The sequence below is a fragment of the Paludisphaera sp. genome, assembly GCF_037189885.1.
Lineage (GTDB): Bacteria > Planctomycetota > Planctomycetia > Isosphaerales > Isosphaeraceae > Paludisphaera.
On record NZ_JBBCIR010000022.1, the window covers coordinates 32,708 to 52,116 of the forward strand.

The following is a 19,409-nucleotide window of genomic DNA, read 5'->3' on the forward strand; positions in this document are numbered from 1 at the left end:
GTTGGTGGCCGCGAACGACCTCGCCGGGCTCGCGAAGGTCATCGCCGACAAGGAGAAGTGGCCCGGCGTTCCGGACGACCGGTTCAAGCGCCGCCGCCAGTACGCCGAGTCTGCCGCCAAGGGCAAGTAGCGGAACCAGGAACGGGTGGGCGGTCGAGGGCGCGGCCGTCGGGAGGGGGCAAACGACTCGGGCTCACCCCGGTCTCCCGACCCGGGTAGGCTGTCACCTACCTCGCCTCCCCGTGTAGGACCACGGGCCCACCCCTGGTTGGTGCCCAGCAGCCCGGCCGGTTCTCGAACGCTCGCGGGCTAGCCGGCTGAGCGGGGCCCGCATCGACTCCGACGGTGCCGAACTATTTTTCGACGAAGAGATAACGACAGCGGGCGCGTCGCCCTCCGTGGTCGCTCGGCTTCGGTCTTTGGGACGCGAGAGCATCCGGTACCCCCGGCGACTCCCGCTGACTGAAGGCACAGTTCTCGTCCTCAGCGAGAGATGCACACCATGAGTGACGCCCGCCGCTTCGACGAAGAATTGCCCCGGGGAGCGAAAGCGACGAGCCGCCGGTCGCTCCGCCTCGCCGGCGTGGTGGTGGCTCTCCTCGCGGTGGGAGTCGCACTTTACTTCGCCCTGAGGAATTCCCCGCCGACAATCTCCGACCTGCCGGACGTCGTTCTCGGGGAGGGCGGGAAGCCCGTCACGTTCACGGTCGCAGCCGACTCAACGCCGCCCGGAAAGCTCAAGGTCAGCGCGGCGACCGACAACCCGGCCCTGATCCCGGACGGCGGCTTGGACCTGTCCAGGGAAGGCGGGGTCTGGACGCTCCGCATCTCCCCGACACCCGGGGCGGTCGGCACCGCCGTGATCACGATCACCGTGGTAGACGGGTGGGACAAGTGGGCAACTCGCTCGTTCAAAGCGACCGTGCCGGAGGCCCCGAACCTTCCCCCGACCGTCCGCTCGATCCCCGAGCAGTTCGTCCTTACCCGCGGCGGGGGGCCGCTCACCTTCGAGGTCGGGGACGACAAAACTCCCCCGGGCGAACTCCGGGTCGCAGCCACGAGTTCGCTTCAGACGGTTGTCCCGGACGCCGGCCTCACAGTCCGCGGGGAAGGGAGCACGCGGTCGCTGGAGATTCTCCCGGGCCGGGGGGCGAGCGGGACGGTGGTGGTGACGGTGGCGGTTACTGACCACCACGGGGCAACAACGCGGCAGTCGTTCAAAGCGATCGTCCCCGAGCAACCGGTCAGCGTGACGGACAGCCGCCCCGTCGCCGAGCGCGTGGTCTCCGCGGCCGCTCCCGGCGTGGATGCGAGGCCGGGCGACCGGACGCAGTTCGACCGCGTTCAAGCCGAGGTCGAGGGGGTGCGGCGCGACTTCGAACCCCCGGGCCTAAGGCCCGCGGCAGAACGGTTCCTTAGAGACGTGCATCCGGACGGGAATGCCCCGCTGACCTGGCCGCGGGTGCGGACCCTACGGGGCGTAACCGGCGCCACTGCCGTAGCGAGGATGGACGGCTGGCGGCGCAGCGTCGAAAGGGCCGAGGCCGAACTCGCACGCCTCGAGGCGGAGCAGGCTGAGGTGTCCGACGCCGGCTTGGCCGCCAAGTTGGCTGCGGTGGAGAGTCCGCCGCTCTCCAAGGACGTCGCCACCGCCCTCGCTGCCGACCCCGCGACCGACGACCTGGACCTGATTCTCGGCACGCTCGCCGTCTCACAGTTCGAGAACCCGAACATCCTGAACCACGTCCTGGCGAACCGGGTCATCGAGCTCTACAAGTCGAAGACCCTGGGGTGGGGCCGTGACGCGTTCCTCGCAAAGATCCGGGAGGACGACGCCGACCACCGCGAGACGGTTTTGAAGTTCCAACTCCGCGCCGTAAAGGACGAGGCGGCGAAGGAGACGGTTCGCCGGGCGGTTATGCAGTCTCGCCAACCCTTTACCCTGGGGAACTTCTGTGCGGAAGTCGGCAAGGCGGCGGCCCAGCCCGGGGCGCGGCACCGGCATGCCGTCTTCGCCCGACTCGGTCGGGCCGCGTGGGCGAAGCTGAAAGACCTCCCGATCATCGACCTATTCGACTCGCCGAACCAGTACTGCACGCTATTCGACAGGAACGACCATGTCTTGATGGCACCGCTCGCGTCCGAAGCCATGCACGCTCGCTTTGCGAGCGTCCGTGCCGACATCGAGAAGCGGTCGGACCAGGCGAAGGCACCGTCCCCCGACGGCAGCCCCCTCGAATACTGGTGGCAGGAGTTCAGGCGTAGCGCACCGGCCGAGCAGCCGGACATCGCATCGTTCCGGGCCTTCATCCAGGGGCTGAAGGGGTGGTACCGGACTGACGCGCAGGCCGCCGGCGGGGACTCGCCCGCGACAAACCCGTTCAACGTTGCGGCGAACTACCCGCCCCTGCTGGACGCGGTCGCGAGCGCGGTCGCGGCCGCCGAGGCCGACCCAATTGCCGCTGGCGTCAAGCCGGAGCTCGTTGCGATCCGCCGCAGGGCTGAGTCGAGCCCGACGCCGACCACCGACGTCCCGCCCGAACTCGCGGTTCCCGCCGACCCCCTCGACGCCCGCAGGCTGGACGTGTTCTGGGACGAGCTCGCCTGGCGGCTTGCGAAGCAATCCGCCGCGTGGACGGAGGCGAACCCAACGGCCGCGTCCGGGAAGGGCTACTTGGGCGCGCTCCGGAAGAAATACGCGGACCTCGGTCAGGTGGCGCCAGCTCTGGTAGAGATGTTCCCCGATCAACTCCGCCCGGACGGATGGGCCGACGAAGGCGGGGCAACGGTCGGCTCGCTCGACTCCCTGCGTCATCTCGTCAACGATTACGGCAACCTGCTCGCCGTCGCGGGGGCGATTGGGACCGAGCCCTTCTACCTGGGCACCGACGCGCTCCTCCCGATCCCGGCGACGATCAAGCTCGCCTCGGCTAAGCCGGGTGACGTGGTCCCCGGTGGGGCCGGGGTGTCGGGAAGGGCTCTCGTGGTGCAGGCGGAGATCGCCGCAGTTGTGCGGGTCACCGACGGTGGTCGGGTACGCGAAGAAGTGGTTGGGACCGGCGTCGTCGTTGACACCTACGTCGCCCTCTACCAAACGCCCACGCCGTCCTCAGTGGCGGACTCCGGCCGATTGTTCCTGTGGGCCGTCCGCTTCCCTGCCGACCAGAAAGCGACGCGTGATCAACTCGTCGCGCTGGCTACGGGCGCGGCCTCGCGAAAGTCTGCCGGGGGCGGCCGCGAACCCGTCCCAGCACCCACCTCGGCCCGGTTCCACACGGCCCAGTGGCCCGCCGGTGCCCCAGCGGGTGAGGCGGGGAACGAGAGCGGGTTATCCGTCCGGTGGGAGTTCCTCAAAGAGGTCAGTGCCCCGCCAGTCCTCTTCGATGCCAAGGCGAGACTCGCCGAAGGCCGCTGGGCGCTCGGCGGGACGGTTAACGGCAAGGACTGGGTGGTGTCGGAGCGGTGGCTGGCCGAGGTCGATGCGGCCATCGCGGTTCGCACCGCCGTTGCGGACGTGCGGTCGCGGATCGAGGAGCTTGCGCGGGGGAGCCTGAAAGCCGCCGGCCTCCCCGACGGGGGCGACATAACCTGGGAGTCGGATCGGGTGCTCACTGTCGCGGTCGGGACCGCGCCGCGCCGCGCCGCGCTGAGGCTCCGGGTCGGATCCGACGGCGTCCCGGGCTTTCTGCCGGTAACACTTACGGGTGCAGATGCCGACCCGGTCGTCCGCTCGCTGCTCCCTACGCTACCGACAGCTGTCCACGCCCGCCTCTCCTCGGCGGCGCGGTGGGCCGATGGGAGGTGGGAGGTGCAGCTCAACTTCTCGGCCCCCGTTCGCCCCGCCCGGGCGGGACCGGCCGAGGTTACGCTCGGGACCGGGTGGTTTAACCCGCGAGACATCGCGACCGCGCAGCCCGGTCCGACGGCCCTACTTCCGGGAGATGTGCCGACCGCGCTGACCCCGGTAGGGTTTGGACCGGACGGTGCCGTATTCACGGCCGCCGGAGAGATCGAGGGGAAACGCTTCACGCTCGGGTCGTTCACACTCGCCGAGTCGGGCGTGTCGTTCGCGCCCGCGCCGGAGTTTGAGGCCGTGGGCAAGCACCTGCTCGCGTCCACCAAGGCGGCGCTCCCGGCGCTGTTGCGGACCGCCGTTGGCGGCGCGCTCGAACTCCCCGCCGGGCTGAAACTCGTCCCCGACGGACTCGACGCGGGGTGGAAAGTCTCTTACGCGATCGATAGCGGGTTTGCCCTACCGGAGGTCCCGCTCCCGCCCTCCGGCGGCACCATCAAGCTCCGCCTCATCGAGGGCCGCCTCGCTCTCAGTGGCCCGCTCGACGGGTTGAACGCGGAGACCTTCACGGCGCTCCGGGACCGGGCAGCCCAACACAAGAAGCAGATTGACGACCTCCTGTCGGGGCCAGTCGTCACCGAGGTCGCGGGGCTCAAACTCACCTGGAGGCCGCAACAGGGCCACCGGCCGATCGACTGGGAGCGGGGCCTCGACCGTGTAGAGCTGAAGGGCACGGCCGAACTCGCCCCTGTGAACGGGACGGGCTCGAAGGTGGCCGTCGATGTATTGCGCTGGGTGGTACGGGTCGCCGACTTGCCGGACAGGCTTCCCACTGCGGAGCTCGCCTTCCGCCTTCCCAAGCCCGAGCAAGTACTGGACCTCGTGGGAGTGAACGCGGAATCGGTTCGCGCCGCGCTCGGGCTGCGGATGATCCGCGCCGGCTGGGACAGCGGACGCTGGGGGATCGAGGGAACGCTTCAGCCGCCCGGGTTTCCGGCACCGATCGCCTTCCAGGTTGGCCCAACCGCGTCCGTCGACGCCACCGCGCTGTTGAACACGGTCCTCACGGCGGCGATGAACGCGATCGTTGACTGCGGCACGGTGGAAGGGGACGTCCTCCGGCTTCGGCTCGTGCCGGCGAAGAACCCGCCGGACGGCCGGTCGTTCATCGCTGAGCTTGAGGTCCGTCAGCCGGTGCCGTTCGTCGCGGAGGTCACCGGCCTTGAGCTCGGCGTTCGGGACGGGAACCTCGGTTGGGGCTCCCCCGCCGTCCGCCTTCACCCGTCGGCCCACAAGCAGCTCTCGGATGAAGTTCTCGCACGGCTCCGGGCCGCCGGGCTCGACGCCTTAGTGCCGGCCGACCACCCGCTCGGCGTCCGCGTGACAGTCGAGAGTTGGACGGTCGACCCGAAGGCCGCGAGCTGGGGGGTGAGCCTGGCTGGGAAGCTGTACCTGACCGGGCAGAACAAGTCTCGGCTCGCGGACGCGGTCCTGTCACACCTGGAGAAGCGGCTGCCGAAGGACTTCCCGGAGCGGGACGAGGCGATCCGCGGGGTCGCGGATCGGGTCGAGAAGGCCGTCGGAGCAGGCCTGCCTTACAGGCTGTCCCCGAGCGGCTTGGAACTGTCAACCGAGTGGCTGACGGGCCTTGCGAAGGACGCGACCGGATTCCTGCTCGTGACCGCGGCTGGTGTGGCCGAGGCGCAGGCGGGCGAGGCGGTCCGCGCTTGGCTCGGTGACGCACTCCGCGGACTAAAGATGGCCGAGCTGGCGGACATGAGCTCGGGCGGCACGACGAGCGGGCTTGTCTACGACCTGTCGGCCGTTCAGGCTCACCTCGCTGGCAAGCCGATGTTCTGGGGGGACGCGTCGGTCGCACGGGTGGTCGTCCACCGCGTCACCAGCTTCCGGTTCTACCATTTCAAGTCCGTCGCGAGCGGCTCAACCGAAGTAAACTTCGCCCCGCGCCCGCCCGTGCGCGAGGAGATCGACAAGCAGCGGCAGCTCGAGGGCAGGCCGAAACTCGACGATGTAGCCTTCGGTAAGCTCGTTGACGATCACAAGCGGCTCACGGCCGTGCTCAAGCCGCGGCTCGACGCCGGGGAGTACGGGTTCGAGTTCGACGTGACCGTGGACTTCGCCGGGGGGCTGCGGGTCCTACTCACCGGCGAGGCCGTCGCGACCCCGAGCGAGATCGCCGAGGCCGAGCGGAAGGGCACGCCGCTGCCCCCGCCGGCGCGGGGCGCGTTCAGGCTTGACCACAATGGGCTGCGTGTCCGCAAGCCCTTCGTCACCCCCCTCGTGGTGGCTCCCGGCGGGGACTCGTCGCTCGCCTTTCTGTCGGCCGCCGGCGACGAGTTCCTGCGCGCGGTCGGCACGGTACTCCCGGTCGAAGTTCGGCGGGCGGGCGGGTCGCAGGGGCGGGCGACCGGATTGCCCGCCCCGGACGGCGACAACTGGGTGTCGGTCGCAGACCTCAAGCGGCTGGACGTGGGCGTCGAGCTCGAACTTATTCTCGACAAGGCCAAGCTGGCGAAGAGGCTCGGCGTCCAACCGGGGGGCGACTCCGGCGAGGTCGTGCTGGGCACGCTCGCGGTAACGCCGGCCAAAGTCGAGCTGAAGGCCGGGAAGCTCGACCCGGCTGCCGTCCTCAAGCAGGTTCTGTCGGCCGTGTGCCCGAACGGCGCGGCCGTCCAGGTCGGGGGTCTGAAGCTGACCCTCGAGCGCCCCGAGTGGAAGGGCGGGGAGGTCGTTCTCGCCGGGTCGATTACGGGCCTGTTCGCTTCTGCGGACGCGCCGCTCGCGACCGGCCTGGTGGCGGTGAAGTTCTCCAACCTCCGCCTTACCGCCCGCGGCCCGGACTTCTCCCGGGTCACGCTCGACAATCCCGACGAGCTCAAAAAGATCCTGGAAACCGCCGTCCGCGAGAAGGTGCTACGCGAGATCGGACTCCCCGGAGTCGGCCTGACAATCGTCGAGCCGATTCGGCTGTCCCCCGCGGAACTCGCGTTCGGCTTCGAGGTGACCGTGAGCCTCTTCGGCGAGCAGGTGAGCGTACGGGTCGCCGAGGTCCGGCTCACCCACGAGGGCGGAAAGGTCGTGGTCCGGCTAAACGGCGTCTCCACCGACGTTGCCAAGGTTCTGGGAGACACGGTGAAGGAGGCGCTCGCGAGCGAACTCACCAAACGAGTTGCGAAGCTTCCGCCGTTCGAGGCGGGCCCGCTCGTTGCCAGCATCGGCGGTGCCCGTTGGGCGGACGGGAAGCTCGTGCTGTCGGGCACGGCCGAGGTCAAGGGGTGGCTTCCGCCGGGCCCATGGGCGGTCACGGTCGGGGCCGACGGACGGGTCGAGCTCGACGTGAAGCAGCTGCTCGGCGATCAGGCCCTCGGGGCGCTCGCGGATCGGGTCGGGGCGAGGCTGCTCGCCGAGTCCGACCCGTTCTGGGTGAAACTCAGCGCGGGCGGCGTGCCGGTGAGGCCGACCATGCCGGTGGTCCAAGGGCTGACCGTCGCGCTTCAACTGGTGATCAACAACCCCGATTACGGCAAGGACCCGAAAAGCCCCACCTCACCACAGCTATCGCTGATGCGCAAGATCCCGCTCCCCTCCGCGCACGGCACGCCGGTCGCCGAGGCGTCGCTCGACCTCCGCTCCGGCGCGCTCAAAGTCACGCCAGCGAAGCCGTTCGTAGACGCCCTCAAAAACGCGGGCCTGGAGGAGTTGAGGAAGTTCGCCGAGACCGAATTCGGCACGGCCGAGATCGAGCTCAAAGACATCGACCTGCTCGGCGACAAGATTACCGTAAAGGTGAAGCCGTATCCGGACGGGACAAAAGGGGAGACGTACGCCGACCTGACGCTAGTCGTCGGCGGGAACAAGCTCTCCGGCGCGACCGCCGGAGCGGCGCAAGACCAATCGTGCGTCCTCCGGCGCGTGCAGCTCACGGGCACCAAGCTCAAGCCCGAGCTGAGACTCGACCAGTGCCGGCTAGAACGCGGACACGTCCTGGCACGCTGGCTCGCTGCGAAGTCCGGGGTGGATAGCTTCCTGACCATCTCGCGGCTCGACATCGCGGACAACCGGATGACCCTCTCGGCCGCGCTGGACATCCCGGGTGCGTTCCGGGCGGCCGTGGAGGGCGTCTCGGTTCCCCTTAACAAGGGGGCGGACGCCGCCCTCGTCGTCCTCGCGAACGCGCTGCTGTCCCAGATCGACAAGCAGGAGGTCAAGTTCGGCGACGGGCAGAGCCTGACCGTAAACGGCTACGCCGTGAATTTCGTTAACGGCCGACTCGGCGTCGATGCGACGGTCACGGTCAAGCTCCTGGAGTCCCCGATCGCCGTCGCCGTGCCGGGGAAAATCGGCCTGAAGGACGGGAACCCGTACGTAGACTTCGCCGGCGCGAAGGAGGTGGTCCGGCAAGTCGTGAGCGGGCTGCTCGGGGAGGCGGCGAAGGAACTCAGCAAGGCAGTCGGCGGCCTGAGCATCGACCAGACGGACCTCATGTTCCGCGGGGACATTCCCGTGGGCTTCAAGGCCGGCGGGCGGTTCAAGCTCGACGTGCTGGGAGCGGACTTCGCCGACCTCGAGGTCGGGTTCGCTGACTTGGAGGTGTCGGCCAACAAGCTCAAGGCGCCGACGAAGTGGACCCTCACCATCCCGGCCACGATCACCGTCCCGCCGGCGATCGACATTTTCGAGCCCGGCGGGTCGTTCGACACGCGGTCGAAGGACCTCCAGATGAAGGCCAAGGTCGGCATCACCGCGTCCTCGGCGACGAAGAACCTGATCTATATGGACAACTCGCTCACCATCCCGCTCGCCAAGCCGACGCGGATCCGGACGGCGGGAAGTCTAATCGTGTTCCACATGCTCCCGCTGGGCACCATCACCGGAGAGGTCAACTTCGAGCAGGGAAGCGTCGTGGTCGACCTGCAAACGCTGCCGGCCATAAAGCGCATCATCGAGATCAAGGGGCACGTGGGCCTGTACTGCGCCACCCGCCGGTTCGAAGGGGACCTGATGGTGCGGGTCATCGGGTGCGAGATCGGCCGGGCGGTGATCCTGCTCGACTTCCGCGAGGGCAAGGTTCGGATCGCCGGCCACGTGAACCTGATCTTCATGAAGGTGGAGGCGGCGTTCACCATCGACTCGGGTTGGTCGAACCCCCACCTCTTCGCGAAGAGCTCGATCTGCATCGGGAGCCTGGAGATCGTCTGGATCGAGGCCGACGTGACCGCCCGGCGGGTGAAGGTTCACGCCGGCGTCGCGATCGTGTCGGTGAAGATCATGTTCCCCACCCCGTGGGCGGTGGACACGCGGATGATCGAAGAGCAACTCCTCAACCTCCTCAACCCGGTCCGCTGGGCCGAGGCGCTGGCGTACCTGCTCTCCGGGAACACCAACATCAGCTTCGGCTCGCCCCCCGGCCCCGGCGGCGGCGGGTCGGGCGGGGGCAACGGCGGCGAGGAGGGGGGCGACGGGACAGACGGCGGGGACGGCGGGAACGGCCAGCAGCAAGGCGGGGACAAGCCGAAGGACCCGGACGGCGGGCAACCCGGTCCGCCGCCGACCGCCCCGCTGCCGCCGCCGAACCAGCCGAACACGACCAAGGAGCCCGACAAGACCAAGGACAACCCGAACCCGCCCGGGGACGACTGGGGCTCCGGGACGGGCGGGACCACCGGCAGCTACCGCTGGGTGATGGAGACGGTCGCCGACAACCAGGCGTTCTTGATGCGGTATCACTGGCGGCAGAACCACCAGTACCAGGGGATCCGCGACGACTACGCCATGTTCCCCTTCATCCGAGAGCGGGCGCGGTGGGACGCGCTAGCGAAGAAGGTGAACCCGGGCGGTGCCGACCCGCCGGGGGTGACGCTGCTCCCGTGGGGCCAGCTGATCGTCCGGACCGACGAACTGTCAGGCAGCGGCTTCCGCCGCGGCGTGTACCATACTGCCCCGAACTACCAGTTCGAGATGAAAGACAACAAGCCGCGGTGGGTGACCAAGGGGACCGACTACACCTTCATCGCCTTCCCGAAGAACTTCCCCACCTACATCGCCGACGAGTTGGGGAAGGGGAACCAGTGGCTGCCCGGCGAGGCGAGCAACGTGTGCTGGGTACAGCATTGGCTGGTAACGCAGGTCCTCCCGCCCGACAGCGGATGGCTCGGCAGGTACCGCGTGACCGGGGACAACGGCAGCCACCCGACAGGGGTGGAGAAGGTCATCGACGCGAGGATGATCGACGCCGGAACCCCGCTCCTGACAATGCTGCCCGGCGAGGGCGACCGACGCCCGGTGGTGGTCACGATCGACCGCAATCTCACCGACACCGCGGGGCGTAACGTTCTGAGGACGTACCTCGACTCCCCGAGGACCAGGGACTACCCGTTTTGGGTGTTCCACCCGAAGGGGTACTTAGTTTCCATCTTCAGCAAGGATCTGGAGAAGCTCGACAAGGACACCCGGGAGCGGCTCCTGAACCCGGAGGCGGCGGCCAACCACCCCCTCTACTACTACGAGCTCGCCAACCTCGCGAGCGAGCACAGGCTGAGTGTGGGCGGCGGGGGGCGCGCCGACGGCCGGGAGCAGGGCTCGTACACCCCGCAACTCCAACCGCTCAGCAGAACCCCCGATATCGGCCAGGCCTGGAAGGGGATGTTCGCCAACCACAACTACACCGAGATACAGGTTCTGGTCGAACCGGAAATCGGCAAGAAGCCGATGCACACCCGTTACACCCTTCCCGGCGACCTGGCCGGGTTCCTGCGGGGGAACGTCGAGAAGATCACCAACGGGCTCGACTTCGACCCCGTGCCGCGGCCGGGCGGCCAGGAGGTCGACCTCATCATCACCGTGAACAAGGACGACGTTCCCAAAGTCTTCGCGCCGGCCGCCGCGGCGATCGACTACCCGCTCTGGCTGGCCCCGGCGGGCACGCCGCCGGGCGACGCCCGACCGTCACTCCTGTTCCGGCTGAGCAAAGCCGGGTGGGAAAAGTTCAAGGACACCACGGACAAGAAGGGTCTGCTGAATATCGACCAGCTCAAGGCCCGGCCGGAGTTCCTGCGGAGGCTCCTCGAGCTGGTCCGGGAGGTCAAGGCCCCGTTACAGCCGCTCCAGCTGCACGAGGACGGCAAACTCTGGACCGCGTACTTCCTCCAGAGTGACGGCACGACCCACCGCCTGGTCGCGGCGAGGGAGGTGGCTGCGGCCGCCGGCACGACGGTTCAGGCGGTCGGGTTCCGCATTTCGAAGGGGTTCGCCGACGAGTTGGATCAGCGGGCCGCCACCGTCGTGTGCCAGCCGGTCGACGACCTCAAAGCGGCGGACGCGCTCACCCGGCTTGTGGTGGGCCTGGACGAGCCGACGGCGCTGGAGCGGATCAAGGCCGGGGAGGCCGAGTCCCCGCTGCCGCTCTGGGTCCTTACCTCGGCCGCCGGGCTCGAGGTCGCCCCCCTCGGCCAGCCGTGGCTGCCGGCGGAGGCAGTCGCGGCGGACGAACTGCTCCGACCGGTGAACTGGGCGAAGCGGCCCCACGTCCTGGACCAACTCGCGGCGGTCGGGCCGCCGGACCGGGGCCTACTCGTCCCGCTTCCGTACAGGGAGGGTAAGGCGGCGGAGCCGGCTTGGTGCCGGTACTTCGCGCGGCTCGCGACGAAAGACCACCCGGCCGCGGTCGTCCGGGTCGCCGAGGGTAAATCCCCCAAGGTGACGACCGACGTGGTCGGGCTCCCGGAAACGCTCCTCACGGCGCTGAAGCAGTTCCCGACGAAGACCCAGTTCCGCAGGGTCGAACAGGCCGGCGGGGCGGTGGCGATCGTCGCGAAATGCGACGACGACGCCACGGACAAGCTCACCGCTTCCGCGGGCCCGACCGACACCTACCCGCTCTGGGTGCTCGCGAAGGACGGGGGGACGGCGCCGTTCCTCGCACTCAGGCCCGCGAAGCTCGCGGCGGGCCAGGGGAGGCTCGCGCCGGGCCATCTTGCGAAGAGCGCGTTCGACTTCGACGCCCTAGCCGCCCGCCCCGACCGGGTCGCCCTGCTTCGAGCCATGTCCGCCCGCGGACCGGTCCGGCCGCTCGCAATCGGGCCGGTTCACGACACGGCGAAAGCTGGGAACACCGACTGGCGGGACGCCAAGGTGGACTGGCGATGGGTGTGCCTTTCGGGGGACCACCAAGCCCTTCTGTCGGTCGAGGAGGGGCTGGAGAAGCCGGGCGCCGTGCCCGCAGAACCGCTGTCCGTTCCCTGCCCTCAGCCGCTCCGTACCTTCCTCGAGTCTCAGCGGACGCCGCCGGAGGCGATCGACATCCGGACCCGGGTCAGCGGGGGCCGTCGCCGGGGAGTCGTCTGGGTCGTTCCTGACGCGAAGACGCTCGAGGAAAAGCCGGCGGATCTCCGGACCGCGTACCCGGAGATCGCGGGGCGGGAGGAAGAGTACCCACTCTGGGCGCTTTCCGGCCCGGCGGACCGTGGGACCCCCGCTCCGCTCGCGATCTATTCCGCGCTCCGGGCCGGGAGTGTGCCGGCGTTCGAACCGGGCGCGCCGGCACCCACGCCCCTCAGCCCCTCGCTGCTCGACCGGCCCGATCTGATTGATGAACTGATTGGCGGGGCCGCGGCCACCGGCCGCGTGTTCCACCTGGCTCGACACGACGACGGCCCGGATGGGCGGGACTGGTTCACCGTCCTCTACACCCGCCCGTCGGGTCCCGACCACGGCCAGTTGCTCGTGGTCGAAGGCGGCACCCACCCCGCGACCGGGAAGAGTTGCCGCACCGTCCCCGTCGCGGGGCGGGTCAGCCTTGAGGCGTTCATGCTCAAGGTCGCCGACCGAGACCCGAGGGCCGGCTCGCTCGCCGCGGCCTTCTGGGCGGATCTGAAGGGGCTGCCCCCCGGGCACAGTGTTCTCTGGGCCGGCCCGAAGCCCGACGCCGCCGGCCCCCCGACCGGGCTCGACGCCGAGAAGGCTGCCGCGCTGCCGACCGCCGGCGGGTACGTGGTCGGACCGGTGGCTCCGGCCGCCGCCCCCTCGGGCGAAGCGGCGGAGAAGGCGTGGTGGGCGGCCGCCGGAGCGTTCAAGGTCCGCTACTCGAACCGCGGCCCACGCCCGGCGAAGGACATCGACTTGAAATGGGAAGCGACCGGCGACCAGGCGATCAAGCGGATCACCAACCAGAACCAGCGGGAGCAGGCCCCGACCTCGCTCCGCGTCCGAGACCGGCAGGACATGAACTTACTCGAAGAGTACGACCTCGTACTCGTGCTCGCCCGCGCGGTGCTGGACTTGGGGGGGCGTGACAGTCCCGAATGGAAGACCCACCCGCGGGAGTTGTTCCAGCCTTGAGGACGGGTGATGGCGAAAGAGATCGACGTGACGAACCTGTCGTTCATCGACCTGCTCTCCTGCGGGCTCGGCGGCATTTTGCTCATGCTGCTCCTGTTCGCGGCGCTGATCCGGACCAACCTATCCCGCGACCTCCACGCGGAGCAGGCGGCCGGGGGGAACCAGCCGGTACCGAAGCTGGCCTCGGGGGAGCAACTGCCGCCCCCGGACCCGCTCTCGGTGCAAGTGTTTTGGTCGCCGGAAGCGCGGTACCCGCTCCGGCTGCGCGCTTACCCGCCGCGCGCGGAGAACGGCACCTTTAAACGCTTCGGGGACGAGCCGGCGTTGACCGAAGAGGAGGTAAACCTCCGGGTGCTGACCGAAGAGAAACCCTCCGCCGCTGTGGGCGGCGACCGCTACCACGGGCTGTTCGCTCGCTTCGACCTGCCCGGCCGCCGCTCGGTGATCGACCTTCTGGTCCCCAAAGGGCGGTCGGCCGTGTTGGACCTCAGGCTGCTTGAGCTGACAGGCGACACGCCTCAAGTCGAGGCCGACCGGAAGCGGCTCGCCAAGGTTCGTCACGGGGCGTACTGGGAGTTCGAGGTGGTCTACCCGAACGATTACACCGAGCGCCAGCGGCAACTCCGCCGCCAACTCGACGAGCACTGGGCGGCGGCGTTGAGGCTGCGGCTTCAGGCGGTCCGCGCCGTTCACCCGGCCGCAGCGGACGGCACCCGGAGCGTGCAGCCTCGCGAGTTCAGAGACAGGGAGGTGGAAGGGGCCACGCTCGCTGCGCTGTTGGGAAAGCAGACGGCCGCGAGCGGCTTGCTCGAGGCGATCGCCGATGCCGGTGAGGACGAGAAGCCCGGGCCCGCCGGGCGGCCACGGGCCGGGTGGGCGCCGGCCGACGGCGCGCCGGGGGTGGCGTTCGACACCCCGGGGGGGCAGCGGGTGTCGGCTTGGCTACGCGGGTGGGAGGTGGGGTGGGGCCACGAGCCGTCTAGGAAGAAAACCCAGAGGCTAGCGAAACTCTTGAACGAGGTGGTCTGGCCCGGGCTGTTTAAGCTCAAAGCTGCTAAAGACGACCCGGCTCGCTTCCACCGGGAGGCCCTGGACCTCCACGCGAACGTGGGGAGGAGATTGGATCAGCAGTCCCGCTCACCGAAGAAGCGGGGCGAAGCAGGCGTCGAGCCGGTGACATGGCAGACCGACATGAACTCGGGCCTGATCGCCGGCGCGTTCGCCCAGGGCGACCTTACCCTCGGGTCATTCTTCCAAACCCTCGAAGCGTATGCCGACCAGTTCATCGGCACGGCACCCGATGCGGCGAACGAAGGCAGGGTAACGGTGCGCCTCGAGGTGCGCTCGCAGACACACGGCCCGCTCAAGTTCAAGGTTATGGGAAAGGACACCACGTCGGTCGAGCTTCGGTACGACAAGGACTCACCGGCCCAAGCGCGGTTCCACTGCCCCAACCCGGGAGCGGCCGATGCCCCGCGAAATTAAAGTCTTCAGCATGTCGTTTCTCGACCTGCTCTGCTGCGCGCTGGGCGGCGTGATTCTCCTCAGCCTGCTGATGATCCTCTCCATGCAGCAGGTCGCCTCCGAGGCGGTCAAGCAGACCTACTTCGACTGCAGCGCGGTCGTCTGGGTCGATTTCAGCGCGAGCCAAGATAGGTTCGTAAAGAAGGGGAAAACGCTCGTCGAAGGGCAGAAATTGAATTTGGACGCGGTCGATTCGGACGGGCTGCGTGAAGAGGTCCGCCAACTCGACTTCGGGATCCAGATCTTGTACCACCCGCTGTTCGGTGGGAACTCGGGTATCGAAGTGAGGGAGTTGGGCCGGCGGAACAGTAAGCTCGACGTCCACCTCGTCGAAGCGGGAAATGGCGGGCTGGTCCGGGTTCCCGGCCTCCACGGGGCGGAGGTGTTCGGCGAGGTCAAGCCGTTCTCGGTCGGGAACCTCATTCTCGGCCCGCCACCCGACGACCCCGAAGACAGCAGGCCGGTCTACTACAAGTACGAGCTCATGACGTTCGCCCGCCGCATCCCGCACGGGTACTACTTCTTCGTCGTCCGGGCCAAGCGGCGGCCGGCCGGGCAACAGGACTTGGCCGAGCGGACGGTCGCCTGGATGGACATGAGCGGGAGCGGAGTCGCGGGAAGGCTCATCCTGCAGACCCACCCGTCCCTCCCGGAGCGCGGTGTAGCCGAGGCCGCCCCCCCTGCGGACGGCTCGGCCCGGGCCCTTGAGATCTTCCGGAAGAAGCACCAACCGCAGCCCGGCGGAACCACCCCGGACCAGCAGGCGAAGGCCCTGACCGCCCGCAAGCGGCTCCGCCTGCCCGACAGGTACGACCCCGCCTGGCAGGACGCACCCGAGGGTGCCGGCAGGTTCGTGTTCATGGACCGCGAGCGGCAGGAGGTCGCGCCCGGGCTGCCGGCCGTCGACCAGCCGGACAGAGTGTACTCCGCGTACTTTGCCGTCAGGCACCGGAGGGGGGTCGAATGGCCCTTCGCCTCCGGCTTCCCGATCCCGTACCCAAAGGGAAAGCAGGCGAGCGAGAAAGGTCCAGGTCCGGACGAGGTCCGCTGGGGGCGGCTCGAGTCGTATGGTGTTCTCGGCGGCATGGGGACCGACGACTACTACCCGCCCGGGTTGTGCGTGACGGTCCGCCATCCTTGACTTCGGAGTTGGCTGCCAATGGAAGTCGGAATCTGGGCGAGCTCGGGCCTGCAGCGGTTGAGGATTCGGCCCCCGCAAGGTGCGCCCGAGCCTGCCCCGCCTCCCGCGCGGCAGTTCGGCACGTGGCTGCAGGTCAAGCCCGCGCGGGACCGCACCTCCGGCTTTACGCTCGAGATCAACACCGGGTCGGGAGAGATGCGGCGGGAGTTCTGGTGGCAGGCGGCCGACCGCGCCTCCGTCGTGTACCTCCCCGCCGATCGGTTCTGGCGCGACACCGTGCTGGCCTATCTCGCGCGGACCGAGTCCGAGGAACTCGAACGGCTGCTCCCGGCCCTCACCTTGGATCCCGATTCGAGCCCCGATGCGCAAGAACGAGTCCGGATGGCGATACGCGAGACAATATCGCGATTTCGTGCATCTGCCCCCTCCGACCCGGCCTACGACGCCCAGCTTGTGGGGTTGGAGCGGGAACTGGGCGAGCCGCTCTCCGCCGGTACCCCTGCGAACCCGTCCGGCGGGACGGCCCGAGAGACCGTCCGACGGCTGCAATCGGTGCTACTTTGCGAGCCCACCGAGGAGAGCGACAGGGCGGTACGGTCCGGCTTCCTCTACCTGAGAGAGTTCGAGTGGCCGCCGGGGCAGAACTGGGTCAACTTCCGGCTCAACGACCCGGCCCGGGCCGAGGCGGCCGAGTTGCGGGTCGCAGTCAACCTTGACCGGTGGCCGCCGGGTTGTGCCTTCTCCGTACTCTCTGGAACCTCGTCCCCGCTCCCGCGTGACGGGGCACGACCAGTCGCGGACCGTTCCTTTTACGGGTCTCTAACCGCTGTGCCAGGCGCGGCCGGCCGGTGGGCGTTTACTGTGGCCCGCCGTGAAGCCACGAGGTCTCAAGCAAGAGGCGCGGTCGGACCCGTCGCCCGACTCCGCTTCATCTTCCACGAGCTCAACCGGGTGCTTCACCGGTGCCGCGAGCGGCAAGCCGGGCAGCGTTCGACCCGCTTCAGGGTCAAAGAGTTGCTTGTCGCCCGGGGCGTTGACTGGGGCTGGGCGGACGCCAACATCTGTTACCAGGCACTCGCGGGTGACCCCGAACTCATCCCCGAACTCCTGCGGCCCGAGCCGGGGACCCTGGAACTGAGCGTCTGCGAGGATCCGCTCATTGCGGCGGCGACCTACCTGCTCCCCCGGGTTGCAAGCGGCGAGAACCGCGGGAAGCCGTTCGCGGTCGTGGACCTTGGCGGTGCGAACACGTCCGTCGGGGCGTTTGAGGCCACCGAGGAGTTCGTTCGGCACCGCGGGACGGACCTCGTCCCGGTCGGTGAGCCGGAGTTGACCCGGAGGGCGCGCGCGTTGGTGTTGGACGCCGTGCTCGCCCAGGCCAACCTGCGGCAGAACGGCGGCCGCGATCCCGATGTGTCCGCCCACGTCCGTGGCTGGACGGCCCGGACCACCGAGCGCCTCTTACGGCAAGGAGACACTGCCGTCAGCGTTTTCGATCTGTTGGGCCGCTCGGCCGGGCGTGGCGTCGTGGCTCGCCACTTCGGCCGGATGCCCGCACTCCCGGTGTCCGTCCCCACCCTGGCCCTCAACCCGGCGGCAGCCGACGACGTGCAAGCAGACCGCCTCCGAGTGCTGCGCGGCGGATACCAGCCCCACCGGCCGGCGGGCCGGCCGGCGGGTCGGCCGGCGGCGATCGCACCGTTTAACCTGGGCCCCGAGACCGTACTCACCCGCTTACCACTTCTGCGGCGAGACAACGGGGATGGCCTCGACATGGGCGCCTGGGTGCGGGGGCTCACGGGTCGTGCCCTCGCCGGAGTGGGGACGGTCTTCCTCATCGGCGCCGCCGCGAACCGGCCCGCCCTGTTCCGGTTGCTAGGGCCGAACGGAGACGTCGTCGCCGCCGAATGGGCGGCGGAGTTAAGCCTTCTGGACGACCAACGCGCGGCGGCGGGTTTTTCGCGAAACCTGCGCTGGGTGGCCGCCGAAGCGAACGACGATCAACGCCGCCCGGAGTTGCTCGCCACAGACTGGCCTGACGTCTGGAGGGCGGCCCCGGCGGCGGTGGGACCGGCCGGGGCGGGGTCGGCGAGAACGCCTCTGGCCGATCGGCTCCTAAGCCGCGCGAGCATACTCGAGGCCCGACTAAACCTTTTCGCGAACGGCGTCCCCGACGACCTCAGCAGGGCGTTCCGGAACCCGCTCTCGCACGACGCCTTCAGTCGCTGGCGGCCTCTTGGGGAGGACCCGGCGAGCGGTTGGTTGGTCGACCCCGACGGGGTGCAACAACTCATCGCCGGATGCCGTAACGGCTCGATCCCTTGGTTCGAACACACCTTTTCGCACGAAGGGGCAGTCTACTTCGGCACTTGCACATCACACGACGCGGCCGAGGCGGTGGGTCCCTTGCTCTGCACCGTGACGCCCGCCGGGGATGTTAGGCTCCCCCTCACCGTCCGTTTCGTCGTGCCTTGGCCGGGCCTTGTGGTCCCCGTTCCCTCAGCCGGTGACGGGGATGAGGCCGCCGAAGCGAGTCACCTGTTTACGGCTCTCCAAGTTCAGTGGCACGGGCCGGTCGTCGGCGGAGGACCGAGATGAGTTGGCGCGAGGTGACGGGCACCGAGGTTGCGCTCGCCGTGGCTGGCCTCTGCGCGCTGGTCGCGCTGGCCACCGCCCACGTCGGCGCGGGGGTTGCCATCCGCCGACTCCGCCGGTCGAGGCTCGCGGTCACCGACAACGCGGGGGCGGCGTTGGCCCAGTCGCTTGTCAGCAACTGGGACGTCGGACACGACTTGGTCGTGACCCGCGAGTTCGCCCGACAGGTCGGCGTCGACTTGGTGCCAGTCCTCCTTCGGCACCCTGACAGGGACGCGAGGCTCTACACCCACGGCTCGTCGGGGGGCGCCCCGGCTCACGCCAGTGACCGCCTCATTCCGTTCTGTAACCCCTCATCGGGCGACCCTTCCCTCACACTCCTCGCGCTCGTTTTCGGCGAGTTGGGCTTCCTGAGGGACCCCGGTGGGCAGGCGTCCCCCACGAGGGCCGAGTGCGTGGTCGCGGTCGCGAACGTCGCCGCGATCGCGCTGGCCGCGCGGGCGGCGTTAGCGAACGACGCGGGCACCGACGGGGACCGCCGTAAGGTCTTCCACCTCGCCGAGGTGGCGAGGGATGTCATGAGGGAGCTCGTGCCGGCGACAGACCCCCGCCTGCCGGTCGAGGGTCAAGAGGTGCATTCGACGGACAGGGCGGCCGCGCCCGTGCAGGTGGTCCCGGACGAAGGGTATCACCGCGCGAGGCACCTTGCGCGCATCGAGACGGCACTCGGCATCGCCTACCGGCCGCCGACGGCGAACGGTGGACAGGAGTTCTTACCGGCTCTCGTGAGCATAGCCCCTCGACCGGCACCGACCCCCGAGGGTCGCGCTCGGACGGTGCTCGGGTGGCTCAACCCGGTCCTGAATTCGGAGGGCCTCGTGACGAGCCCCGCGTCCGTGTGGCGGATGGCAGTCCTCCCCGTCGCGTGCCTCGCCGTTTACCTCATTACCTTACTCGTGTGGTCACTCGCAAAGTGATCCGTCCCGGAGGCCTCCGTGA

The 19,409-nt window shown here is 69.1% G+C and carries 5 protein-coding genes; all 5 read left to right on the forward strand.

What is annotated here, in order from left to right; all coding sequences use genetic code 11:
- The first annotated feature begins 502 nt into the window (after positions 1 to 502).
- The 5 genes from WG209_RS08810 to WG209_RS08830 are packed head-to-tail and all read left to right on the forward strand — an operon-like array spanning position 503 to position 19,387.
- The gene (locus WG209_RS08810) at positions 503 to 13,150 is read left to right on the forward strand and encodes a hypothetical protein (RefSeq protein WP_337174659.1); all 12,648 of its coding nucleotides are present in this window, start codon (positions 503 to 505) and stop codon (positions 13,148 to 13,150) included.
- Between the two features lie 9 nt (positions 13,151 to 13,159).
- Complete coding sequence (locus WG209_RS08815; RefSeq protein WP_337174660.1) at positions 13,160 to 14,635, forward strand: hypothetical protein; 1,476 nt, start codon at positions 13,160 to 13,162, stop codon at positions 14,633 to 14,635.
- Positions 14,619 to 15,815 (forward strand): hypothetical protein, encoded by a 1,197-nt coding sequence (locus WG209_RS08820; RefSeq protein ID WP_337174661.1) that lies wholly within the window; start codon positions 14,619 to 14,621, stop codon positions 15,813 to 15,815. Before WG209_RS08815 ends, WG209_RS08820 begins: the two co-directional genes overlap by 17 nt.
- Before the next feature lie 18 nt (positions 15,816 to 15,833).
- Positions 15,834 to 18,413 (forward strand): hypothetical protein, encoded by a 2,580-nt coding sequence (locus tag WG209_RS08825; protein WP_337174662.1) that lies wholly within the window; start codon positions 15,834 to 15,836, stop codon positions 18,411 to 18,413.
- Positions 18,410 to 19,387, forward strand: coding sequence for a hypothetical protein (locus tag WG209_RS08830; RefSeq protein WP_337174663.1), 978 nt, complete (start codon positions 18,410 to 18,412; stop codon positions 19,385 to 19,387). The genes WG209_RS08825 and WG209_RS08830 overlap by 4 nt, the downstream gene beginning before the upstream one ends.
- Positions 19,388 to 19,409 lie beyond the last annotated feature (22 nt).